We start from the raw sequence: 22,120 nt of genomic DNA, 5'->3' as shown, positions 1-22,120 counted from the left end.
GCTAGTGTTCCCTTCCGCCGGGATTCAGTTTGGGCATGGCATCGGCCGTCTCCGGGGGCCGGCGCCGGCGGCGGTTGGTTCCGCCGTCGTCGTCATTGGCCTCCAGCAGTTCTTCCAACAGCCCGCGGATCTCGGAGCGGACGTAGTCACGGGTGGCCACCTCGCGCAGTGCAATGCGAAGCTCCGCGATTTCCCGGGTGAGGTACTCGGTGTCCATCAGGTTGCGCTCGGCGCGTTCCCGGTCCTGGCGCACCGAAACACGGTCGCGGTCATCCTGCCGGTTCTGCGCCAGCAGCAGCAGCGGTGCGGCGTAGGAGGCCTGCAGGGACAGCATCAGGGTCAGCACGGTAAAGCCCAGCGCGGCGCTGTCGAAGCGGGCAGCTTCCGGACCCCAGGTGTTCCAGGCCAGCCACACCAGGCAAAAGACCGTCATGTAGACCAGGAACTGCGGGGTACCCATAAACCGGGCGAAGTTCTCCGTGGCATGGCCGAACGCGTCGGGGTTCGGGGACAGCCGCGGCAGCCACCGGGTGCGTGCAGTGCGGGGAGTGTCGAGGCCGCGGGTTGTCGACTTGATCTTTTCAGCCATTTGTCCTTCCCTGCTGCGTTATCGGGCCGGTCTCATCGGAAATACGCCAGTCGTCCGGCAGCAGGTGGTCGAGCACGTCGTCCACCGTCACCGCCCCGACCAGGCGCCCGGTGTCATTGATGACCGGCAGAGAGTTCAAGTTGTAAGTGGCCAGCATGCGCGAAACCTCGCTGATGCTCGCGTAGTCCCGGACCGGTTCCAGGTCCGTGTCCAGGATGTTGCCCAGGGCCTCCGGCGGTGCCGACCGCAGCAGTGCCTGGATATGCACAACGCCCAGATACTTGCCGGTGGGCGTTTCCAGCGGCGGCCGGCAAACGTAGATGGAGGAGGCGAGGGCAGGGGTGAGTTCCTCCCTGCGCACGTGCGCCAGTGCTTCCGCCACCGTTGCCTCCGGCGGCAGGATGACCGGGACCGGAGTCATCAGCGAGCCTGCTGTGTCCTCTTCATAGTTCAGCAGCCGGCGCACGTCGCGGGCGTCCTCGGGCTCCATCAGCTGCAGGAGCTCTTCCTTCTGCTCCTCGGGCAGCTCGTTGAGCAGGTCCGCGGCGTCGTCGGGGTCCATCTCCTCGAGCACATCCGCCGCGCGCTCCACGTCCAGGGATTGCAGGATCTGGACCTGGTCGTCGTCGGGCAGTTCCTGCAGGACGTCCGCCAGGCGTTCGTCCTGGAGCTCGCTCGCGACCTCGATGCGGCGCTTGCCGCTCATTTCATGCAGGGCGTCGGCGAAGTCGGCAGCCTTGAGGTCATCGTTCTGCGCGACGAAGGAGGTGGCAGCCTGCGGACCGGAGGTATCCCAGTGGATGATGTCCTTCCAGTCCACAATCATCTGCTCGCCGCGGCGGCGCAGGGGCCGCAGGCGCGATTCGGATCCGCCGCGGCGGACAAAGAGGTTGGAAACGTGCCAGTCGCCGGCCCGGTTCTGTTCAATGGCGATGTCCTCGATGGTGGCTTCTCCGCTGCCGTCGCGCAGTTCCACGCGGCGGTCGAAGAGCTCGCCGACCACCAGCATCTCCGCGCCGCGCTGCTCGAAGCGGCGGAGGTTGACCAGGCCGGTGCAGATGATCTGTCCGGGGTCCATGGAGGTAATGCGGGTCAGGGGCACGAACACACGCTTTTTGCCCGGCACTTCCACCACAATGCCCACGGCCTGCGGCGGGCGGCCGGGACCCCGGTCGAGCACGACCGCATCGCGCAGCCGGCCGAGCCTGTCTCCGAGGGGGTCGAAAACGTCAAGGCCAAGCAGGCGCGCGATAAAGACGCGGGTAGGATTTGTGCTCACCATATAAGGCTACTTTGTAGCCGGAGCTAACGGCGTATTAAGAGGTACGACGACGGCGCCCCGTTCACTGCAAGCGATACCTCCCCCGTCCTGCGCCGGAATGCGCGAGAATGGAGCAATGTCGAACCTATTTGGTGCCACACCTCCGCGTGAAGCGGCCCGCAGCTTGCCCAAGGGCGAAACGGTGGGACGCTACACGGCCTACCTGGACGCGCAAAAGGCGGTTGACTACCTGGCGGACAGCAAGTTCCCGGTGCAGCTGGTTTCAATTGTGGGAAACGAGCTCAAATCCGTGGAGCGCGTCACCGGCCGCCTGAGCTATCCGCGCGTGGCCCTGTCCAGCGCCGCCACCGGCGCTTGGTTCGGCCTGTTTGTTGGCCTGGCCCTGATGCTCTTCGGCGGCAGCGCCGCCGCCATCTCCCTGATTCCCTCCATGGCCCTGGGCGCCGTCTTCTGGCTGCTCTTTGGGGTGTTGGCCTATGCCCTGCAGCGCGGACGCCGTGACTTCACGTCCACCAGCCAGGTCATTGCCACCAGCTACGACGTGATTGTGGCGCCGGAGGCGGCCAACGACGCCCGGCGCCTGCTGCACCAGCTGCCCATGGTGGGCCAGGCCGGACACCCGCAGGCACCCCGCAACCAGCAGCAGCCCGGCGTGCCGCCGTTCGGGCCGCCGGCAGGCGGTACCGGACAGGCACCGGAACGCCCCTCCGGCTGGACCAACCCGTACGGGCGCCCTGCCTCAGACGCCGCCCCGGCGGATCCGAACAGGCCGGGGCAGGCAGGGCCTGCGGGTGAACAGGAACCGGTCAGTGGAAGCACCCGGCGCGGCCAGTTCCCCGACCTTCCGGACGGCCGTCCGCAGTACGGCGTTCGCCGCCCGAACGGGCCGGTTTCAAACGACCAAGGGTCAAACGGGCAAAGTTCAAACGGGCAGGAGAACCCCGGAACGGCTCCGGATCCGGCCGGCAGCCACGCCCTGCAGCCGGGCAACGGCGACAGCGGCCAGCCGCGCCAGTAACCTCACCGCCAACAGATAAGGCCCGCATCCTTTCGGATGCGGGCCTTATCTGTTGGCGAAACTATTCCGGGATGAACTACTCCGCGGCGTAGATGCCGGCCATCCAGTCCTCGACGTCGTCGGGGTTGCGCGGCAGGGCGTCACTGAGGTTCACGGGACCGTCAGCGGTGATGAGGATGTCGTCTTCGATCCGCACGCCGATGCCGCGGTACTCCTCCGGAACCGAAAGGTCGGTGTCCTTGAAGTAGAGGCCCGGTTCAATGGTGAAGACCATGCCCTCGGTGATGGTGCCGTCCAGGTAGAGCTCGGCGCGGGCCTGCGCGCAGTCGTGCACGTCCATGCCCAGGTGGTGGCTAACGCCGTGCGGCATCCACCGGCGGTGCTGCTGGCCTTCGGGGGACAGTGCTTCCTCCAGCGGCACGGGCAGCAGCCCCCAGGCATCCAGTCGCTCGGCCAGTACCTTTACGGAGGCAGCGTGCACGTCGCGGAACTTGGCGCCGGGCTTGGCGGCGGCGAAACCGGCGTCGGCGGCGTCCAGGACGGCCTGGTAGACCTTGCGCTGGACCTCGCTGTACGTGCCGTTGACCGGCAGGGTGCGGGTGACATCGGCGGTGTACAGGCTATCGGCTTCCACGCCGCCGTCGAGCAGCAGCATGTCACCGGCGTTCACGGCGCCGTTGTTGCGGATCCAGTGCAGGACCGTGGCGTTGTTGCCGGCCGCGGCAATGGTGTCATACCCGAGGTCGTTACCCTCTTCGCGTGCGCGGGCAAAGAAGGCGCCTTCAACCACGCGTTCCCCGCGCGGATGCGAGATGGCCCGGGGCAGTGCCTTGACCACTTCGGTGAAGCCGTTGACTGTGGCCGCCACGGCGGCCTTCATCTGCTCGATTTCCCACTCGTCCTTGACCAGGCGCAGTTCGGAGAGGGCCTCGGTGAGCTCGCCGTCCAGGGCGTCCAGGGCGCTGAGGTCGGCGTTCTCCGGGTCCAGGGCGGTGTTGTAGCGGACGGTGTCCACCAGCGCGTCCACCATTTCGTCCACGCCGCGCAGCAGGCGGACGGAGATGCCGCCGAACTGCGGGTCGCCCACGTTGCGGGTGATAGCGGTTTCAGCCTCGTCCAGGTGCCGGGTGGGCACCTCCAGCATGGTGCTGACCGCTTCAAGACCAAGGCGGTCCCCGATCCAGAAGGAACCGTAGCGGGCGTTCGAGTAGAACTCGTCACTGTCAGTGCCGGCCAGCGGACGGAAGTACAGGACGGCAGTGTGGTTGCCGCCGTCGTCGCCCGTGCCGGTTTCCACCGGTTCCATCACCAGGACGGCGTCGGGCTCGCGGTCCAGCCCCAGGCCGGTCATGTGCGCGAAGCCGGAGTGCGCGCGGAAACGGTAGTCCGTGTCATTGGAGCGGACCTTCAGCGGGCCGGCCGGAATCACCAGGCGTTCGCCCGGGAAACGTTCGGACAGCGCACGGCGGCGGCGGGCTGCGAACCCGGCGACGGCGTCGCGCTCGGGAAGGGCGCCGGATTCGGGGGCCCAGCCGGAGGACATGAACTTCTTGAAGGCCTCCGAGGAGGGCCGCTGGGAACGGTTGTTGACCCGGTCCTCCAGCGGCTGGCCTTCGGAGGGCTCGGGCAGGGTGTTCTCTGTCATTGTCTTCTCGGGGAAGGCGTTAGCGTCTGTAGTCACCCTTCCATGGTCTCACCGCCCCGCGGGGCGGCAAAACACCCCGCACGTACGTGCCTCGTCCGCGCGGACGGAAGCCAGGCGCGCAGGGCGTAGATTGTAAGCGTGAGAATCGACCTGCACACCCACTCCAGCGTGTCCGACGGCACCGAACCTCCGGCCGATGTACTGGCGGCGGCCGCGCGGGAGGGACTGGACGCCATTGCGCTGACTGACCATGACACGACAGCGGGCTGGGAGCCTGCGGCGGCGGCGGCGCGGAAGCTGGGGATCACCATGGTGCCGGGTATGGAGGTGTCCTGCCGCAGCAGCGAGGGAATCAGCGTCCATGTGCTGTCCTACCTGCATGATCCGGCCCACCCCGGCCTGCTGGAGGAAATTGCCCGCTCACGGGCGGCCCGGGTGTCCCGGGCCGAATTGATGGTGAAGCGCCTGGCGGAGGATTTCCCCATCGACTGGGATGCGGTGCAGGAGCAGGTGGCGCCGGGAGCGACCATCGGGCGTCCGCACATTGCTGACGCCCTGGTGGCAGCCGGGGTGGTGCCCAACCGCTCGGCGGCGTTCAGCGGCATCCTGACTGCCCGGTCCCCGTACTTCGTGGCGCACTACGCCCCGGATCCAGCGCGCGCCGTGGAACTGGTGCGGCAGGCCGGCGGTGTGCCGGTGTTCGCGCATCCCGTGGCTTCTTCCCGCGGCCGGGTGGTGGGGGAGGGAACGTTCCACGAGATGATCGACGCCGGCCTGCTGGGGGTGGAGGTCAACCACCGGGACAATCCGGAGGCCGGGCGGGACTGGCTGCGCCGGCTGGCGAAGGACCACAACCTGCTCGTCACCGGATCCAGCGATTACCACGGCACGGGCAAACCGAACCGGCTGGCGGAAAACACCACCGACCCCGCGGTCCTGGCACAGATCGCCGGACTCGGAACCGGCAGCGCCCTGGTCGGGGATCTGCCCGGCTGACGGCCCCGGCGGAAGCGCTAGTTCCCTGCGGCCGGCAGCGGTTCGCCCGTTTCGGCGGAAACCACCGTGGCCGCGGTGCCCAGGCGCCGGGCCATGACCTCGATGGCCTGCGGGTTGGCATCCACGCAGACGAACCTGCGGCCCAGCTTGGCCGCCACCGCGCCCAGGGTGCCCGACCCCGCAAAGAAGTCCAGCACCCAGTCGCCTTCGCGGCTGCTGGCCGCTACTGCGCGGCGCAGCAGGCCCTCCGGTTTCTGCGTGGGATAGCCGGTTTTTTCCCGGCCGGTGGGGGACACAATGGTGTGCCACCAGACGTCGGTGGGCAGTTTGCCCAGTGCCACCTTTTCCGGTGTCACCAGCCCCGGGGCCATGTACGGTTCCCGGTCCACTTCGGCATTGTCGAAATGGTACTTATCCGGGTTCTTGACGTAGACCAGGATGTTGTCGTGCTTCGCCGGCCAGCGGTTCTTCGCCCGTCCGCCGTAGTCGTAGGCCCAGATGATTTCGTTGAGGAAGCAGTCCCGGCCAAACAAGGCGTCCAGCATGACCTTCGCGTAATGCACTTCGCGGTAGTCCAGGTGCACGTAGAGCGTGCCGTCGTCGGCCAGCAGCCGCCACGCCTGCGCCAGCCGGGGCTCCAGGAACGCCCAATAGTCCTCGAAGGCGTCGTCGTAGCTGGAAAGCAGCCCTTTGACCGTGCTGTAGCTGCGGCCCTTGAACCCGACCCGGTCCCCGCTGCCGTCAATGCTGCGGACCATGGTGGTCTGCTGCCGGCGCTGGGCCCGCCCCGTGTTGAAGGGCGGGTCCACGTAAATCATCGTGAAGGAGCCGTCCGGCAGGGTCGGCAGGAATTCCGCGTTATCCGCGTGAACCACCAGCGACCCGCCGTCCGGGGTCCACAAAGGGATGCTCATAGCCGTGCTGCGGCTCGGCTATTCAGCGGCCGGGCTGGAGTTGCCGACTACCTCGCCGTTGCGGCGGCGCGTCCGGCTGCGGCGCGGACGGTCCGCGGCGGTGCCTTCGGCAGCCGGTGCTGCTGTGCGTGCTTCGGCCGTGCGCGTCTCGGCGGCGCGGTCGGTGCTGCGGGACTCGGTGCTGCGTGACTCGCCGGAGCGGGACTCGCCGCGCCGGGATCCTTCGCGCTGGGATCCTTCACGCTGGCCGCCGCTGCGTGCACGGTCAGAGCTGCGGCCGGAACCGGAACCGCTGCGTCCGGAACCGTTGCGGTCGGATCCGCTGCGGCCACCCTCGCGGGAGTTGCCCCGCCCGCCGGACTTGCCGGTTTCGCCCAGGTCCTCGATCTTCTCGGCATCGATGCCGGCGTGGGTGCGCTTGTTGCGCGGCAGGCGTCCCTTGGTGCCTTCGGGAATGTCCAGGTCCGTGTACAGGTGCGGCGAGGAAGAGTAGGTTTCCACCGGCTCCGCCTGGTCCATGCCCAGGGCCTTGTTAATCAGGCCCCAGCGCGGGACATCGTCCCAGTCCACGAACGTGACGGCCGTGCCCTTGTTGCCGGCGCGGCCGGTGCGGCCCACGCGGTGCAGATAGGTCTTCTCGTCTTCGGGGCACTGGTAGTTGATCACGTGGGTCACGTCGTCGACGTCGATGCCGCGGGCGGCGACGTCGGTGGCCACCAGCACGTCCACCTTTTCGTTGCGGAAGGCGCGCATGGCCTGCTCGCGGGCACCCTGGCCCAGGTCGCCGTGCATGGCGGCCACGGCGAAGCCGCGGTCCACGAGCTCTTCGGAAAGCTTGGCGGCGGTGCGCTTGGTCTTGGTGAAGATGATAGTCCGGCCGCGGCCGCGGGCCTGCAGGATGCGGGACACCACTTCGCTCTTGTCCAGGTTGTGGGCCCGGTAGACCACCTGGCGGATGTCCTTCTTCGTCAGGCCTTCGTCATCCGGATCAGCGGCGCGGATGTGGGTGGGCTTGGTCATGTAGCGGCGGGCCATGGAGACGACGGCGCCGGGCATGGTGGCGGAGAAGAGCAGGGTCTGGCGCACTGCGGGGGTGGCGGCCATCAGGGTCTCCACGTCCGGCAGGAAGCCGAGGTCCAGCATTTCGTCGGCCTCGTCCAGGACAACAATGCGCACGTTCTTCAAGGAGAGCTGCTTCTTGTTGTAGAGGTCGATCAGGCGGCCGGGAGTGCCGACCACGATTTCGACGCCGGCTGCCAGGGCCTCGATCTGCGGTTCGTAGGCGCGGCCGCCGTAGATGGTGACCACGCGGGCGCCGCGGCGGCGGGCCGCAGTGGTCAGGTCTCCGGCCACCTGGACCGCGAGTTCGCGGGTGGGAACCACAATCAGGGCCTGCGGGGCGCCGGGAACGGCGAGGTCTGCGTAGCCCTCGTCTCCGGGGGCCACCACGCGCTGCAGCGCCGGGATGCCGAAGCCGAGGGTCTTGCCGGTACCGGTTTTGGCCTGGCCGATGATGTCGTGGCCGCCGAGGGCAACCGGCAGCGTCATGGACTGGATGGGGAAGGGGTGGGTGATGCCGGCATCCGCGAGGGACTCCACAATGTCCGAACGGACGCCGAAGTCGGCGAAGGTCAGTTCGGGGATTTCCGCCGCCTCGGCCTTGGTGGCCAGAGTGTCGGCAACCTTCAGTTCTTCGGTGCTGTCATCAGCAGTGAGGTGACGATCGTCAGCCTGGGAAAGTTCAGTGTTCAATTAAATACCGTTCAGTTTAGGCAGCGCGGGGCACCAGGCTCGACGAGTGGCTGACAGATACAGCCCATCCCGGAGCGGATGGCACGCACGCGGTGCGTCCAGCGGAAGCCGATCGCGGGCTAACAACTGCGGGCCGCCTAGTGCTCCGTTGGCCACGGCGGCGGCCGAAAATTCAAGATCGCGTAGGGTTTGCGGGTCTGGTCAAAGATTCAAAAACGACCGGGCATCCAATAACTACACTCCCAGTCTACCCACACCCCCTGGCCGTCAGCGCATGCCGCGCCGGTGCAGGCGCCGCCGCTGCGCCCGGGACACCTGCGGGAAGGTACGCTGGCGGGTATGACTAACGGGCACCATTCGGACCTGCCGGAGGATGCCTCCGGCCCGGCAGCCGCCGGCGAGACCTACCAGCGCTTCCTGACCGATCTGTTCGGGGCCATTGCCTACGGGCAGCTTTCGGCCTTTGAACGCATGTCCTCCGACGCCCGGTTCTCGCCCACCCTGCATGACAGGGCAACGCTGGGACGCCTGGCCGTCCACGAGTACGCACACTTCGAACTGATCTGCGAGCGGCTGAGCGCCATGGGCGTGGACCCGGAAGCAGCCATGCGGCCTTTCCAGCCCTCCGTGGATGCCTTCCACGACCGGACCAGGCCCGCCGACTGGTATGAGTCGCTCATGAAGTTCTACGTTACCGACGCCATCTCCGACGATTTCTACGCTTCCGTGGCCTCGCGCCTGGATGCCGAGACCAACAGCCTGATCCAAGGCCTGAAGGCCACCGAGCAGCCCGGCGAAATCCTCCTGTCCAGGCTGCGGGAAGCGCTGGCGGATGACCCCCGGCTGGCCTCGAGGCTGGCGTTGTGGGGGCGGCGCCTGGTGGGCGAAGCACTCACCCAGGCACAGCGCGTGGCGATCGAGCGGGCCTTCCTGGCCGGACTGGTCGACGGCGGGGGACAGGACGTCCTCGACGCCGAGATCAAGCGCCTTACCGCCCAGCTGACCCGCAACCACTCAAAGCGCATGAGCCTGCTCGGGCTGACCGCCTGAGGCGCAACCCAAAACCCGGAGAACCAAGCACAGCGGGAGGCGGCGCATCGCGCCGCCTCCCGCTGAAGGTTTGCTGAAGCGTTCTGCCGTGCGTCAGAGCCGCAGGATGCGTTCGGTCTCCGATGCATCCGCAGCCCCGCGGCTGCGGCCGATGGGAACGGCGGCAACCATGGGAGCCAGGACGGCTACGGCCGCCGGAACGGCCCAGCCCAACCAGTCAGCTTCGAAAGACGCCGCGCCGGCAGCCTGCAGCCCAAGCCACGTCAGCAGGGACGCAACTACGGAGATGCCGGGGAGCAGGAGGGCACCGTACCGGTCGCGGTGCCGGTCGGCAGCCCATACAGCGAAGCCCGCGGCCAGGGCCACCAGCGTAACGAGGGTCAGGCTCAGCATGGGGACGCGGGTTAGAGGGCGCCGAAACCGACGCGGCGTACTTCCTCGGCACCGATTTCCACGTAGCCGATGGAGGCACCGGGAACGACGATGAGCCGGCCCTTGACGTCCTTGAGCCGCAGCAGTGCGCCGCTGGCCAGGGACTGCTCCACGGCGTCGGCAACCTCATCGGCGCTCTGGCCGGACTCGAAGACAATTTCGCGGGCTACGTTCTGAATGCCGATTTTTACTTCCACCGTGGTGCCTCCTGTTAACGATTAAGAACTAATTCGAAATCTACTCTAGATCTCTTTGGGGAACCGGCTGATTCCGCGCCAAGCTAAACGGTAAACCAGCTCGGACGCGGCATCGATGTCCAAGTCGCCGTCGGTTTCCAGCCAGTACCTGGCGCTCACCTGCGCCATGCCGGCCAGGGCACGCCCGAGCAGGGTGGCCTCCACCTGCGAAAGCTTGGTGTCTTCGGCAATCACCCCGGCAATGCTGCTGGCGAAGCGCGCATTGAATTCCTCGATCCGGGCGCTGACCTCTGCGTCCGAGGTCAGGTCGGACTCGAAAACCATCCGGTGCCCCTGGCTGTCCTGGGCCACGAAGCGGAAATAGGCACGCATGGTTTCCCGGACGCGCAGCTTGTTGTCCGTCGTGGATTTCAAGGCGGTGTCCAGGAACTCGGTCAGGGTGTTCAAATGGTTGTCCAGCAGAGCCATGTACAGCTCGCGCTTGCCGGGAAAGTGCTGGTACAGCACGGGTTTGCTCACATGCGCCGCTTCGGCGATCTCGTCCATGGCGGCACCATGGAAGCCGTTGCTGACGAACACCTCCTGGGCTGCGTTCAGCAGCTGCCGGCGGCGTTCCTCCCTGGGGAGACGGACCGGTTTGCCGGCTGCTTGGTTACTCACTGGTGGACCTCTCAACAGTTCCGGAGCACTGAAGCTGCACGGACAATGACCATTAGTTTACCCACGGGTCTTGGCGGCGACAGGGCCAACGGCCATACCCGTGGCTTAGATTGGACTTCATGACCATAGCAAGCACGCCCCACTCCGCGGGCCGGCTGCCGGCCCTGGCGGCGCCGGGCGGGGAACTGACCCGGGAAGAAACCGAACGCTACTCCCGGCACCTGATCATCCCCGGGTTCGGGGCACCCGCGCAGCGGCGGCTGAAGAACGCGAAGGTGCTCGTGGTCGGGGCCGGCGGGCTGGGCTCGCCGGTGCTGCTGTACCTGGCCGCCGCGGGCGTGGGGACCCTGGGCATCGTGGACGACGACGTCGTGGACGTTTCCAATCTGCAGCGCCAGGTGATCCACGGGGTATCCGACGTCGGAACGCCGAAGGCAGAATCCGCCGCGGCAGCCATTGCCGAGCTGAACCCGCTGGTGCGCGTCATCCTGCACCGGGAGCACCTGGATAATTCCAACGCGCTGGACATTTTCGCCGGCTATGACCTGGTGGTGGACGGTACGGACAACTTCGCCACCCGCTACCTGGTCAATGACGCCGCCGAGATCCTGGGCAAACCCTATGTATGGGGCTCCATCCTGCGCTTCGACGGGCAGGTCAGCGTGTTTTGGGGCGCGCACGGTCCCACCTACCGGGACCTCTTCCCGCAGGCTCCGCCGCCCGGTTCGGTACCCTCCTGCGCGGAAGGGGGAGTGCTGGGAGTGCTCTGCGCGCAGATCGGGTCGGTCATGGCCAACGAGGCCATCAAACTGATCACCGGCACCGGCCGCACCCTGCTGGGCCGGGTCCTGGTTTTCGACGCCCTGGACATGAGCTGGCGGGAGCTGAAGGTGCGCCGGGACCCGGCGGCAACGCCGGTCACTGAGCTGGGCGATTACCAGGGCTTCTGCGGGATCGCGCCGCCGGAGCCGGCGGACCCTGCCGCCGAGGTGGATGTGGCGGAGCTGCATGAGCTGCTGGCGGAGCGGAACGCCGGGCTCCGGGACTTCGAGCTGCTGGACGTGCGCGAACCGGGGGAGTACGAGATTGTGCGCATCGACGGCGCCCGGCTGGCGCCGCGGGCCTCGGTGCTGGCGGGGGAGATCCGGCCTGAGCACGGGCGGCCGCTGTACATCCACTGCAAGTCCGGCGGACGGTCCGCGGAGGTGGCCGCCTACCTGCGCAGCGAGGGCTACCCGGAGGTCTACAACGTCAGCGGCGGGATCCTGGAATGGGTGCGCAGGGTGGAGCCGGAAAAACCGGTCTACTGAGGCGCAGCCGGCATCTGCCGGAATGGTGCTAGGCGGACTTGGGCTCCACGGTGTCGTCGCCGCCGGCGGCCTCAGGCTCTGCAGCCTTGGGGTCGGTCTTGCCGGTCCCGGCGTCGGCGCGGCCCACAGTGATGCCGTACAGGGCTTCGAGGCCCCGGATGTAGTCCTCCTGCTGGCCGCTGGCAGCCAGCTCCCGTGCCCGGACCGTGGGGACATGGAGCAGCTGCTTGACCATGCGGCGCATGGCGAACTCCACTTCCTCGGCAGCACCGGTGCAGCCGTGCTGGGCGCGGACCTTTTCAAGCTCCGAATCCAGTACGTCCAGGGTATGCCGGCGCAGGGCCACAATGGCCGAGTCCATTTCACGGCTGAGCTGCTGCTTGGAGAAGTTCTGCGCGGCGTCGGCCACAATGGCGGAGGCCTGCTTGAGGGACTCGACCTGCTCCGCGGGAGCAGCCAGACGGACGGACTCCAAGGTGATGAGTTCGACGCCGTCGATCTCGCGGACCTCGGGATCGAAGTCATGCGTGAGGGCCAGGTCGATGATGATCAGCGGCTTGCCGGCTGCTTCCCGGACCTTGCGTACGTCCTCGGCGCTGACCTGGCTGTCGCTGCCGCTGCAGCCGATGACGACGTCGGCGCCCGCCAGCGCTGCGGGCAGCGACTTGCGGGTCAGCGGCCGGCCGCCGCGGGATGCTGCGAAGGACTCGGCCCGGTTGGAGGAGGAGTAGACGCTGATGTCGGTGCAGCCGCGCTCTTTGAGCAGGGCCATGGTGGCTCCGGCGTAGGCTCCGGTGCCGAAGACCACCACAGACTTCCGTGACCAGTCGGTGTCCTCGGAGAGGTCCGTGGCCAGGCCCAGGGCAACGGAAACAATGGAAAGCCCCCGTTTGCCGAGGGCGGTTAGTGCGCCAACGTCCTTGGCGGTGCGGGAAGCGGTCTGGAACAGCCTGCTCAGGCCGCCGGAGACGGTGCCTTTTTCCTGCGCCTCGATGAGGGCCCGGCGCACCTGTCCGGCGATTTCGCGTTCCCCGACCACGGCAGAGTCCAGTCCGGCGCCTACGGCGAAAAGGTGCTGGGCCACGGATTCGCCGGTGTTGGTGGCGAAGGAGCGGGACACCTTGTCCTCGCTCATGCCGGACTGCCGGCTGATTTCCGCAACGACGGCGGAGCGGGCTGCTTCAACGTCGGCTTCCGAGGGTGCCTCGCAATACACCTCCAACCTGTTGCAGGTAGCGAGGACAACGGAGCCGGTAACGGCGGTTCCGGAATCGACCAGCGAAGACGGGACCTCGGATGCGCCGGCGCTAAGGCGGGCGACAGTTTCCAGGTCTACGTCGGTGTGCGTAGCAATGAGGGAAAGTAGAACCACAGTAGGTCAATAGTAGCCACCCCCGGCAGGATCCCTTAACCGGCCCGGTCCGAAACCGGGCTTTAAGGGTGTGAGAAGGGACACCGGCGGTCCTTCGGAGGTGCCGGTTATCGATTGGCCCGGATTTTGGAGAGAATCAAGGTATGACTCTTAGCGCCACTCATCCCCTGCAGGATGGCCGCACGGCCGATTCCCCCCTGATCACTGCCTACCGCGGCGGCAAGCCGAGCCGCCGCCCGGTATGGTTCATGCGTCAGGCCGGACGGTCCCTGCCTGAATACCTGCAGGCCCGGCAGGGGATCGGCATGCTGGAATCCTGCCTGCGGCCGGAGCTGGCAGCGGAGATCACCCTGCAGCCGGTTCGCCGCCACGACGTGGATGCCGGCATTTTCTTCTCCGACATTGTGATTCCGCTGAAGCTGGCCGGCGTGGACGTGGACATTGTCCCCGGCGTCGGACCCGTCCTCGGGTCGCCCGTGCGCACTGCGGCCGACGTCGCCGCCCTGCCGAAACTGACCGAAGAGGCGCTGGAACCCATCCGCGAAGCGGTTCGGCTGACCGTCGCGGAACTGGGCAGCAAGCCGCTGATCGGATTCGCCGGCGCCCCGTTCACCCTTGCCGCCTACATGGTGGAAGGCAAGCCCTCACGGGACCACCTGGGCCCGCGCACCATGATGCACGCCGACCCTGATGCATGGCAGGCGCTGACCAACTGGGCGGCTGACGCCTCGGGCATGTTCCTGCGCGCGCAGCTTGAAGCCGGTGCCAGTGCCGGGCAGCTCTTCGACTCCTGGGCCGGTTCCCTGGGCCTGGCTGACTACGTCAAACATGTGGCGCCCGCCTCGGCGCGCGCCCTGGACCATGTGCGCGGCCTCGGCGCACCCCTGGTGCACTTCGGTACCGGCACCTCGGAACTGCTGGTAGCCATGCGCGACGTCGGCGTGGACGTGGTAGGCGTGGACTACCGGCTGCCGCTGGACGAAGCCAACCGCCGGCTCGGGGGCACGACGCCGCTGCAGGGCAACATTGATCCGGCACTGCTCAGCGCCCCCTGGCCCATCCTCGAAGCGCACGTGCGCGACGTCCTCGCCGCCGGTGCCTCCGCCCCGGGGCACGTGGTCAACCTGGGCCACGGCGTGCCGCCGGAAACCGATGCCGCCGTACTGACGCGGGTGGTTGAACTGATTCATTCGGTGGAGCCGTAACCATGCCCAACCGTTTCCTTGCCAAACCGGACAAGTCCGGCAAAGCCGCTGCCCGGCCCGGCACCGCCGGTCGCTCGGCCGTTGTCGTAGGCGGCGGCATCTCGGGCCTGATCGCGGCGCGTGACCTGGCCGGTGCCGGGATCAGCGTCACGGTTCTCGAAGCAGCGGACCGGTTTGGCGGCTGCGTCGGCGGGCACGAAGTAGCCGGCATCCGCCTGGACAGCGGCGCCGAATCCTTCGCCACCCGGTCCACCGCCGTCCCGGAGCTGATCAATGAACTGGGCCTGGCGGACGCCGTGGTCCTGCCCAATCCCGGCGGTTCCTGGCTGCAGCTGCCCGCGGAGGACCTCCCCTCGGGAGCGCAGCGGATGCCTGCCAGCGGCATCCTGGGCATCCCCGCCGATCCGCGGGACCCGGACATTGTCCGCGCCCTGGGACGCGTGGGTGCGGCCCGTGCCGTCCTGGACAAGGTTTTGCCGGTTGGCTCCCTGAACCGGCGGGAGTCAATGAGTCTGGGCGAACTGGTCCGCACCCGCATGGGGGAGGCAGTGCTCCGCCGGCTGGTTGCCCCCGTGGTGGGCGGCGTTTATTCCTCCGATCCGGATGCGCTGGACGTTGATTCGGTGGCGCCGGGACTGCGTGCCGCCGTGGCCCGCCACGGTTCCCTTGCCGCAGCAGCCGGTGCCCTGCGCGCCGCCGCTCCCGCCGGTTCGGCCGTGGCCGGACTCCGAGGTGGCATGGGCACGCTCACCGACGCCCTGGTCCGGGACCTGGAAAAAACAGGTGTGCGCCTGCTCACCGGAACCCGCGCCGAGGCGCTGGTCCGCGGTGACGCCGGCTGGCAGGTGCGCGTCACTGACGGATCAGGGACGCAGGAGCTCGACGCCGACGCCGTGGTTGTGGCTTCCGACGGCCCCGCCGCAGTGGACTTGATGTCCCAGGCACTGCCGGAAGTGTCGTCCTACCGCCCCTCCCCGGGTCCCGGCGTCGCGCTGGTGACCCTTGTGGTGGACCTGCCGGAACTGGACGCCATGCCCCGCGGCACCGGCGTCCTGGTGGCGCGCGAAGTCCAGGGCGTGGACGCCAAGGCGTTGACCCACGCCACCGCCAAGTGGCAGTGGCTGGCCGAATCCACCGGTCCGGGCACGCACGTGATGCGCCTGTCCTACGGCCGGGCACTGTCCGCGGACGATGCCGCAGCCGGCCCCTCGCAGGTGGATCGTGCCGACGAAGACCTGTTCCGCCAAGCCGTGGCGGACGCCTCGGCCCTGCTGCAGGTGACCATCGGAACCGACGACGTGGTGGGCTGGGACGTGGTCCGCTGGGTCGGCGCCCTGCCCTCGGCAGCCGTGGGACACAAGGACCGGGTGGCAGGGGTCCGGGCCGCCGTAGCCGAGGTCCCCGGATTGGAGGCCGTCGGCGCCTGGCTGGCCGGCACCGGACTGGCCGCCGTTACGGCCGACACCCGCAGCCGGATGGCAGGCCTGTCGCAGGCACTGCTGCGGGTGTGATGTTCAGCACTTTCTACGCTTTGTAGAAGTGCATTGTTTCGACTTACCCATTTGCAAAGGGCAGACTGTTAATCATGAGTGAGACGATGGAAACGAGCGCCGCCGGAGCCGCCGGCAACGAAGAACAGTTCTTTACCCTATGGACCGTTTTCAAGCGGTCCTCCACCCCGAAATCACCCGTTTCCGACGGCGCCGTTGAAGCCTTCGAAACCCTTGCCGAGAGCCTGGGTGCCAACAACGTCACGCTGCGCGGCCTCTACGACGTTTCCGCCATGCGCGTGGATGCCGATGTGATGGTCTGGCTGCACGGCAGTGCACCGGAAGCACTGCAGGCGGCGCTGCGCCAGATCCGGCGCAGCATGTTGTTCGCCGGCACCGAGATCGCCTGGTCTGCCATGGGCGTGCACCGCGACGCCGAGTTCTCCAAGAACCACTGGCCGTCTTTTGCCCGCGGCATCGAACCGGAGGCCTGGATCTGCGTCTACCCGTTTGTACGCTCCTACGAGTGGTACCAGCTGCCCGCCGAGGAACGCGGCAAGATGCTGCGCGACCACGGCATGCTGGGCCGCGACTTCCCCCAGGTCCTGGCCAACACCGTCGCTTCCTTTGCGCTGGGCGACTGGGAATGGATCCTGGGCCTCGAAGCTCCCAACCTGGTTGACCTGGTCGACATGATGCGCCACCTGCGCGCCACCGAGGCGCGCAACCACGTCCGTGAAGAAGTCCCGTTCTATACCGGCCGGCGTATCCCGGCCGCCGAAGTTGCCGAGGTACTCAAATGACATCCGCCGTTTCCAATGAGCCCGCCGAATTCAACCCGCTGGAGGGCGTGGACGAAAACGGCCGCATGGCCCCGAAGCACTATGACGCCATCCTGCTCGCCTCCTTCGGCGGCCCGGAAGGCCAGGAAGACGTCATTCCCTTCCTGCGCAACGTCACCCGCGGCCGCGGCATCCCCGACGAACGGCTCGAGGAAGTGGCCACCCACTACCGGGCCAACGGCGGCATCAGCCCCATCAACGAACAGAACCGCGCCCTGAAGGCTGCGCTGGAGGGCGAGCTTGCCCGCCGCGGCGTCGAACTTCCGGTCCTGTGGGGCAACCGCAACTGGGATCCCTACATTGAAGACGTACTCAAGGACGCCTACGCCGCCGGCTACCGCCGCCTGCTGATGGTCACCACCAGCGTGTACTCCTCCTACTCCAGCTGCCGCCAGTACCGCGAGGACCTGGGCATGAACCTGCTCAAGACCGGGCTGGACAAGAAGCTGCAGGTGGACAAGGTCCGCCAGTACTTCGACCACCCCGGCTTCGTGGAGCCGTTTGTGGAAGGCGTGCGTGAATCCGTGGCCAAGGTCCGGGCGGAGCTTGATTCCCGGGGCATCACGGATGGGAAAATCGAAATCCTTTTCTCCACCCACTCCATCCCCACGGCGGACGCCGAGGCTTCCGGCCCGCGCGACCGGGAATTCGAAGAGGGCAGCGCCTACGTGGCCCAGCATCTGGCCAACGCCCGGGCCATCATGGATCGGATCCCGGAAGCAGCCGGCATGGACTGGCAGCTGGTTTATCAGTCCCGCTCCGGTGCCCCGCACATTCCCTGGCTGGAACCGGACATCAACGACGCCATTGCCGACCTTCCGGCCAAGGGCGTCAACGGAGTTGTCATTGTTCCGCTCGGTTTCGTCAGCGACCACATGGAAGTGCTCTGGGACCTGGACACCGAGGCCATGGACACCTGCCGCGAACTCGGCCTGGCCGCTGACCGCACGCCGACCCCCGGCATCCACGACACCTTTGTGTCGGGCCTCGTGGACCTCGTGGAGGAACGAACCGTGGAGAACAACATCTCCGAGCGGCCCGCAATGACCAAGCTCGGTCCCTGGTACGACGTCTGCCGCCCCGGCTGCTGCGCCAACCTGCGCGGCGAGAAGCCGACGATTGCCGGCGCCGACTCCACCGTGGGCATCCAGTAGTGGCACATTCGCCCGTCCTGGTCGGTACCCGCGGCAGCGCGCTGGCGGTCACGCAGACCACCACCGTGGCCGAATCCCTGGCAGCGCTGGGCGGTTTCGGAGTCGAACTGGTGCGGGTACGCACCGAAGGCGACGTCAACCGTGCGGCACTGTCCCAGATCGGCGGCACCGGCGTGTTCGTTGCCGCGTTGCGCGAGTCGCTGCTGCGCGGGGACTGCGACGTTGCCGTGCACTCGCTCAAGGACCTGCCGACCGCCGCGGCCCCCGGACTGGCCCTGGCTGCCATCCCCGAACGCGTGGACGTCCGCGATGTCCTGTGCGCCCGTGACGGCCTTACGCTGGTGGAACTGCCGGCCGGGTCGAAGGTTGGCACGGGGTCCCCGCGCCGCGCCGCCCAGCTGCGTGCGGCCCGCCCGGACCTGGAGATCGTGGATATCCGCGGCAACGTGGATACCAGGCTGGGCCGGGTGGCCGGCCTGGTGGAAGGTGCCCCCGGCGACCTCGACGCCGTGGTGCTGGCTGCGGCCGGCCTGGCCCGACTGGGCCGGTTGAACATGGTCACCGAATTCATTGATCCCGCCGTCATGCTGCCCGCCCCCGGACAGGGAGCACTCGCGGTGGAATGCCGGGACGAGGACGCCGACGGCGGAGCGCTGGCGAAGGCCCTCGAAGCCTACGACCACCGCGACAGCCGCCTGACGGTTGCCGCCGAACGCGCCATGCTCGGCCGGCTGGAAGCCGGCTGCACGGCGCCCGTGGGAGCGCTGGCCCGCGTGGCCGGCGAAAGCATCACGCTTGAGGCGGTGGTGTGCAGCGATGACGGGACCCGGCTGCTGCGCCGCACCGCCGTCACCGGTGAACTGACGGAAGACGCTGCCCGCGCCCTGGGCGTGCAGGTGGCCGAGGAGCTGCTGGCGGCGGGAGCCGCCGCGCTCACCGACCTGCCTGCCAGCTGATGCCCCGCACCCGGACCTGCTGACATGGCAGCCAAACACAACGGCCCGGACCTCGCCGGCCTGAATGTTGTCCTTCCCCGCACCCCGGACCGGGCTTCGGCCATGGTCCGGGAGCTGCAGGACTGCGGGGCCTCCGTGGCCTTGATGCCCCTGATCGACTTCCAGTTCCCGGCGGACACCGCCGCGCTGGACCGGGCCCTGAACTCGTTGCGGGCCGGGCGGTTCGCGTGGGTGGTGTTCACTTCGGTGACCACCGTCCGGGCCGTCACCCGGCGCTGCGCCGGGCTGGGCATCAGCCCGGCCGCCGTCGTTCCCGCGGACACCCGGATTGCGGCGGTGGGCGCCGGCACCCGGCAGGCACTGGAGGAGATCGGCTTCGACATCGACTTCATGCCGGAAGCGGACCAGTCCGCCCGCGGCCTGGCGGCGTCCTGGCCGGACCCGTCCGGCTCCGATCCGGAGGGCGGAGACCTGCGGGTGCTGCTGCCCCAGGCGGACATTGCGGACCCGTCCCTGAACGAGGCGCTGACCTCGCTCGGCTGGGACGTGCGAGCGGTGACCGCTTACTGCACCGTGGACTACCCGGCCCCCGGCGTCCGCTTCACCCCCGCCGCCGAGGGAGCGGACCTGCTGGACCCCGACGCGTTCGCCGCGTCCGCACCGGCAGGGAAGCGCGCCGTCGTCCTGACCTCCCCGAGCATCGCCCGCCGCTTTGTCCGCCGCTGTTCCCCCGTCCCGTCCGGAACACTGCTGGTAGCCATCGGCGAGAGCACTGCCGCGCGGATGCGTGAGCTGGGCGCCGGCCCGCACGCTGTGGCGAAGCAGCCGACCCCGGCGGGAATAGCGCAGGCACTCTCCGTTGCTATGTCTACGGGTCCTACCACCTAGTTCCCTCTCTTTACCGGAAGGCAGATTACCTCTATGAGCTTCCCCCAGCACCGTCCCCGCCGGCTCCGCACCACCCCCGCCATGCGGCGCCTCACCGCCGAATACCGGCTGGATCCGGCCGAGCTGATCCTTCCCGCCTTCGTCCGCGAGGGCATTACTGAACCCAACCCGCTGACCTCCATGCCCGGCGTCGTCCAGCACACCATGGATTCCCTGAAGAAGGCCGCCGCCGAAGCCGTGGAGCTGGGCGTGGGCGGCATTATGCTCTTCGGCATCCCGGCCGAGCGCGACGCAGTCGGCAGCGCCGGCACCGATCCCAACGGCATCCTCAACCGCGGCATCGCAGCCGTGCGCGAGGAAGTCGGCGACGAGCTCGTGATCATGAGCGATGTATGCCTGGACGAATTCACTGACCACGGACACTGCGGCGTGCTGGATGAAAACGGTGTGGTGGACAATGACACCACCCTGGAAATCTACGGGCGGATGGCCGTGGAGCAGGCCCGCGCCGGTGCCCACGTGCTCGGCCCGTCAGGCATGATGGACGGCCAGATTGCCGTCATCCGCCAGGCACTGGACGAAGCAGGGCACCAGGATGTGTCCCTGTTCGCCTACGCTGCGAAGTACGCCTCGGCGTTCTACGGCCCGTTCCGTGAGGCCGTGGACTCCCAGCTGCAGGGCGACCGCCGCACCTACCAGATGGACGCCTCGAACCGCCGTGAAGCTCTCCTCGAGGTGGAGCTGGACCTTGAAGAAGGTGCCGACATGGTGATGGTGAAGCCGGCCATGAGCTACTTGGACGTGCTGGCCGACGTCGCCGCCATGTCGCCGGTCCCGGTGGGCGCTTACCAGATTTCGGGTGAGTACGCGATGATTGAAGCTGCCGCCGCCAACGGCTGGATTGACCGCCGCCGGGCCATCGAAGAGTCCGTGCTGGGCATCAAGCGGGCCGGCGCGAACATGATTCTCACCTACTGGGCCACCGAGCTGGCGGCCTGGCTGAAGGAAAGCAAGTAATGTCCTCACCTGTATCACCCTCGTCCAACGAAGCACTCTTTGACCGTGCCCGGGCCCTGATGCCCGGCGGCGTGAACTCCCCGGTCCGGGCGTTCGGCTCCGTGGGCGGTACGCCGAAGTTCATGGTTTCGGCCAAGGGCCCGTACATCACCGACTCCGAAGGCCGCGAGTACGTGGACCTGGTCTGCTCCTGGGGTCCGGCACTCGTGGGCCACTCACACCCGGACGTGCTGGCCGCCGTACACGCCGCGGTGGACCGGGGCCTGTCCTTCGGTGCCTCTACCCCGGCCGAAGCCGAGCTGGCCCAGCTGGTCATGGACCGGGTGCCGGCCGTCAAGCGCCTGCGGATGGTTTCCACGGGTACCGAAGCCACCATGACCGCCATCCGGCTGGCCCGCGGCTACACCGGCCGGAACCTGGTTATCAAGTTCGCCGGCTGCTACCACGGCCACCTGGACGGGCTGCTGGCCTCCGCCGGATCCGGCCTGGCCACGCTGGCACTGCCCGGCTCTGCCGGCGTCACCGAAGCCACGGCCGCCGAAACGCTGGTGCTGCCGTACAACGACGTTGCCGCCGTCGAAAAGGCATTCGCCGAGCACGGCACGGACATTGCCGCGGTCATCACCGAAGCCGCTCCCGCCAACATGGGCGTGGTCACCCCGGACGAGGGCTTCAACGCCGCCCTGTCCCGGATCACCGCCGCAAACGGCGCCCTGCTGATCCTGGATGAGGTCCTTACCGGCTTCCGCACGGGGCCGGCGGGCTACTGGGGCCTGACCGGCGGCGCCGCCGGCACAACGGAGCGCTGGACACCGGACCTGTTCACCTTCGGCAAGGTCATCGGCGGCGGCATGCCTGTGGCCGCCCTGGGCGGCCGTGCCGACGTCATGGATTACCTGGCGCCGCTGGGCCCGGTCTACCAGGCCGGCACCCTCTCGGGTAACCCGATCGCCATGGCAGCCGGCGTGGCCACGCTGAAGGCCGCCACCGCAGAGGTCTACGCCACCGTGGACGCCCGCTCCGCCGAGCTCTCCGCCGCGGTGTCCGCCGAGCTGGACAAGGCCGGCGTAGACCACAGCATCCAGCGGGCCGGCAGCCTGTTCAGCGTCGCGTTCGGCACCTCCGCCACCGGCGTGCACAACTACGAGCAGGCCCAGGCGCAGGAAGCCTTCCGCTACCGGCCGTTCTTCCACTCGATGCTCGACGCCGGCGTGTACCTGCCGCCGTCCGTGTTCGAGGCCTGGTTCCTCTCGGGCGCCCACGACGACGCCGCGATGAACCGGATCTACGAGGCGCTGCCGGCCGCTGCGAAGGCTGCAGCGCAGGCAAAGCCGGAATAACAGGGCGAAGC

21 protein-coding genes are annotated in these 22,120 nt (G+C 68.0%); 12 read left to right on the top strand and 9 right to left on the bottom strand.

Features of this window, described 5'->3' with window-relative positions; all coding sequences use genetic code 11:
* Nucleotide 1: 1 nt before the first annotated feature.
* Together LJ754_RS01300 and LJ754_RS01295 are read right to left on the bottom strand one after the other, a co-directional pair.
* The gene (locus tag LJ754_RS01300) at nt 2-589 is read right to left on the bottom strand and encodes a DUF1003 domain-containing protein (protein WP_227925019.1); all 588 of its coding nucleotides are present in this window, start codon (nt 587-589) and stop codon (nt 2-4) included.
* Nucleotides 582-1,868 (bottom strand): magnesium transporter MgtE N-terminal domain-containing protein, encoded by a 1,287-nt coding sequence (locus tag LJ754_RS01295; RefSeq protein ID WP_227925018.1) that lies wholly within the window; start codon nt 1,866-1,868, stop codon nt 582-584. Before LJ754_RS01295 ends, LJ754_RS01300 begins: the two co-directional genes overlap by 8 nt.
* A gap of 118 nt (nt 1,869-1,986) precedes the next feature.
* Between LJ754_RS01295 and LJ754_RS01290 the strand changes: the two genes are divergently transcribed.
* On the top strand, nt 1,987-2,889 hold the full coding sequence (locus LJ754_RS01290) for a general stress protein (RefSeq protein ID WP_227925017.1): 903 nt from the start codon (nt 1,987-1,989) through the stop codon (nt 2,887-2,889).
* 76 nt (nt 2,890-2,965) lie between these two features.
* Here the strand turns inward: LJ754_RS01290 and LJ754_RS01285 are convergent, their stop codons facing one another.
* Entirely contained in the window at nt 2,966-4,534 is a 1,569-nt protein-coding gene (locus tag LJ754_RS01285; RefSeq protein ID WP_227925413.1) for an aminopeptidase P family protein, read from the bottom strand.
* Between the two features lie 138 nt (nt 4,535-4,672).
* Between LJ754_RS01285 and LJ754_RS01280 the strand changes: the two genes are divergently transcribed.
* Entirely contained in the window at nt 4,673-5,530 is an 858-nt protein-coding gene (locus LJ754_RS01280; protein ID WP_227913624.1) for a PHP domain-containing protein, read from the top strand.
* A gap of 17 nt (nt 5,531-5,547) precedes the next feature.
* On the opposite strand, the gene LJ754_RS01275 is transcribed toward LJ754_RS01280, so the two are convergent.
* Both LJ754_RS01275 and LJ754_RS01270 read right to left on the bottom strand, forming a co-directional pair.
* A complete protein-coding gene (locus tag LJ754_RS01275; RefSeq protein ID WP_227913625.1) occupies nt 5,548-6,444 on the bottom strand; it encodes a DNA-methyltransferase in 897 nt (298 codons plus the stop codon).
* A gap of 18 nt (nt 6,445-6,462) precedes the next feature.
* Nucleotides 6,463-8,196, bottom strand: coding sequence for a DEAD/DEAH box helicase (locus tag LJ754_RS01270; RefSeq protein WP_227925016.1), 1,734 nt, complete (start codon nt 8,194-8,196; stop codon nt 6,463-6,465).
* Nucleotides 8,197-8,535: 339 nt separating this feature from the next.
* Here LJ754_RS01270 and LJ754_RS01265 point away from each other — a divergent pair, with 339 nt between their 5' ends.
* A complete protein-coding gene (locus LJ754_RS01265; RefSeq protein ID WP_227925015.1) occupies nt 8,536-9,246 on the top strand; it encodes a ferritin-like fold-containing protein in 711 nt (236 codons plus the stop codon).
* A gap of 93 nt (nt 9,247-9,339) precedes the next feature.
* On the opposite strand, the gene LJ754_RS01260 is transcribed toward LJ754_RS01265, so the two are convergent.
* The 3 genes from LJ754_RS01260 to LJ754_RS01250 are packed head-to-tail and all read right to left on the bottom strand — an operon-like array spanning nt 9,340 to nt 10,535.
* Nucleotides 9,340-9,639: a hypothetical protein gene (locus LJ754_RS01260; RefSeq protein ID WP_227925014.1), complete on the bottom strand. Its 300-nt coding sequence runs from the start codon at nt 9,637-9,639 to the stop codon at nt 9,340-9,342.
* Between the two features lie 11 nt (nt 9,640-9,650).
* A complete protein-coding gene (locus tag LJ754_RS01255) occupies nt 9,651-9,875 on the bottom strand; it encodes a DUF3107 domain-containing protein (protein ID WP_227903616.1) in 225 nt (74 codons plus the stop codon).
* A 45-nt stretch (nt 9,876-9,920) separates the two neighbouring features.
* Nucleotides 9,921-10,535, bottom strand: a complete 615-nt coding sequence (locus LJ754_RS01250) for a TetR/AcrR family transcriptional regulator (protein ID WP_227913629.1) — start codon at nt 10,533-10,535, stop codon at nt 9,921-9,923.
* Between the two features lie 119 nt (nt 10,536-10,654).
* Here LJ754_RS01250 and moeB point away from each other — a divergent pair, with 119 nt between their 5' ends.
* Nucleotides 10,655-11,845 (top strand): molybdopterin-synthase adenylyltransferase MoeB, encoded by a 1,191-nt coding sequence (gene moeB, locus LJ754_RS01245; protein WP_227925013.1) that lies wholly within the window; start codon nt 10,655-10,657, stop codon nt 11,843-11,845.
* Nucleotides 11,846-11,873: 28 nt separating this feature from the next.
* Here moeB and LJ754_RS01240 read toward each other — a convergent pair whose 3' ends face one another.
* A complete protein-coding gene (locus tag LJ754_RS01240) occupies nt 11,874-13,217 on the bottom strand; it encodes a glutamyl-tRNA reductase (RefSeq protein ID WP_331460620.1) in 1,344 nt (447 codons plus the stop codon).
* Nucleotides 13,218-13,360: 143 nt separating this feature from the next.
* Between LJ754_RS01240 and hemE the strand changes: the two genes are divergently transcribed.
* The 8 genes from hemE to hemL all read left to right on the top strand — a co-directional run bounded on the left by hemE (nt 13,361) and on the right by hemL (nt 22,109).
* Nucleotides 13,361-14,422 (top strand): uroporphyrinogen decarboxylase, encoded by a 1,062-nt coding sequence (gene hemE, locus LJ754_RS01235; RefSeq protein WP_227913631.1) that lies wholly within the window; start codon nt 13,361-13,363, stop codon nt 14,420-14,422.
* A gap of 2 nt (nt 14,423-14,424) precedes the next feature.
* Entirely contained in the window at nt 14,425-15,933 is a 1,509-nt protein-coding gene (gene hemG, locus LJ754_RS01230) for a protoporphyrinogen oxidase (RefSeq protein ID WP_227925012.1), read from the top strand.
* Nucleotides 15,934-16,007: 74 nt separating this feature from the next.
* Nucleotides 16,008-16,715, top strand: a complete 708-nt coding sequence (gene hemQ, locus LJ754_RS01225) for a hydrogen peroxide-dependent heme synthase (protein ID WP_227925011.1) — start codon at nt 16,008-16,010, stop codon at nt 16,713-16,715.
* Nucleotides 16,712-17,908: a ferrochelatase gene (locus LJ754_RS01220; protein ID WP_442860298.1), complete on the top strand. Its 1,197-nt coding sequence runs from the start codon at nt 16,712-16,714 to the stop codon at nt 17,906-17,908. Before hemQ ends, LJ754_RS01220 begins: the two co-directional genes overlap by 4 nt.
* The gene (gene hemC / locus LJ754_RS01215; protein ID WP_227925010.1) at nt 17,908-18,864 is read left to right on the top strand and encodes a hydroxymethylbilane synthase; all 957 of its coding nucleotides are present in this window, start codon (nt 17,908-17,910) and stop codon (nt 18,862-18,864) included. The genes LJ754_RS01220 and hemC overlap by 1 nt, the downstream gene beginning before the upstream one ends.
* 24 nt (nt 18,865-18,888) lie before the next feature.
* Entirely contained in the window at nt 18,889-19,752 is an 864-nt protein-coding gene (locus LJ754_RS01210; RefSeq protein ID WP_227925009.1) for a uroporphyrinogen-III synthase, read from the top strand.
* A gap of 33 nt (nt 19,753-19,785) precedes the next feature.
* A complete protein-coding gene (gene hemB, locus LJ754_RS01205; RefSeq protein WP_227913638.1) occupies nt 19,786-20,769 on the top strand; it encodes a porphobilinogen synthase in 984 nt (327 codons plus the stop codon).
* Complete coding sequence (hemL, locus tag LJ754_RS01200) at nt 20,769-22,109, top strand: glutamate-1-semialdehyde 2,1-aminomutase (RefSeq protein ID WP_227925008.1); 1,341 nt, start codon at nt 20,769-20,771, stop codon at nt 22,107-22,109. Before hemB ends, hemL begins: the two co-directional genes overlap by 1 nt.
* Nucleotides 22,110-22,120 lie beyond the last annotated feature (11 nt).

The sequence above is a fragment of the Arthrobacter sp. zg-Y40 genome (assembly GCF_020731535.1).
GTDB lineage: Bacteria > Actinomycetota > Actinomycetes > Actinomycetales > Micrococcaceae > Arthrobacter_B.
The sequence above is the reverse complement of the archived record's forward strand: the minus strand, read 5'-3'. Positions and strand labels throughout refer to the sequence as shown.

What these genes read in the sequence shown, in the direction of transcription:
- LJ754_RS01300 (WP_227925019.1), bottom strand. Translation starts at nt 589, where the DNA reads ATGGCTGAAAAGATCAAGTCGACAACCCGCGGCCTCGACACTCCCCGC.
- LJ754_RS01290 (WP_227925017.1), top strand. Translation starts at nt 1,987, where the DNA reads ATGTCGAACCTATTTGGTGCCACACCTCCGCGTGAAGCGGCCCGCAGC.
- LJ754_RS01285 (WP_227925413.1), bottom strand. Translation starts at nt 4,534, where the DNA reads ATGACAGAGAACACCCTGCCCGAGCCCTCCGAAGGCCAGCCGCTGGAG.
- LJ754_RS01275 (WP_227913625.1), bottom strand. Translation starts at nt 6,444, where the DNA reads ATGAGCATCCCTTTGTGGACCCCGGACGGCGGGTCGCTGGTGGTTCAC.
- LJ754_RS01265 (WP_227925015.1), top strand. Translation starts at nt 8,536, where the DNA reads ATGACTAACGGGCACCATTCGGACCTGCCGGAGGATGCCTCCGGCCCG.
- LJ754_RS01260 (WP_227925014.1), bottom strand. Translation starts at nt 9,639, where the DNA reads ATGCTGAGCCTGACCCTCGTTACGCTGGTGGCCCTGGCCGCGGGCTTC.
- moeB (WP_227925013.1), top strand. Translation starts at nt 10,655, where the DNA reads ATGACCATAGCAAGCACGCCCCACTCCGCGGGCCGGCTGCCGGCCCTG.
- hemE (WP_227913631.1), top strand. Translation starts at nt 13,361, where the DNA reads ATGACTCTTAGCGCCACTCATCCCCTGCAGGATGGCCGCACGGCCGAT.
- hemG (WP_227925012.1), top strand. Translation starts at nt 14,425, where the DNA reads ATGCCCAACCGTTTCCTTGCCAAACCGGACAAGTCCGGCAAAGCCGCT.
- hemQ (WP_227925011.1), top strand. Translation starts at nt 16,008, where the DNA reads ATGAGTGAGACGATGGAAACGAGCGCCGCCGGAGCCGCCGGCAACGAA.
- LJ754_RS01220 (WP_442860298.1), top strand. Translation starts at nt 16,712, where the DNA reads ATGACATCCGCCGTTTCCAATGAGCCCGCCGAATTCAACCCGCTGGAG.
- LJ754_RS01210 (WP_227925009.1), top strand. Translation starts at nt 18,889, where the DNA reads ATGGCAGCCAAACACAACGGCCCGGACCTCGCCGGCCTGAATGTTGTC.
- hemB (WP_227913638.1), top strand. Translation starts at nt 19,786, where the DNA reads ATGAGCTTCCCCCAGCACCGTCCCCGCCGGCTCCGCACCACCCCCGCC.
- hemL (WP_227925008.1), top strand. Translation starts at nt 20,769, where the DNA reads ATGTCCTCACCTGTATCACCCTCGTCCAACGAAGCACTCTTTGACCGT.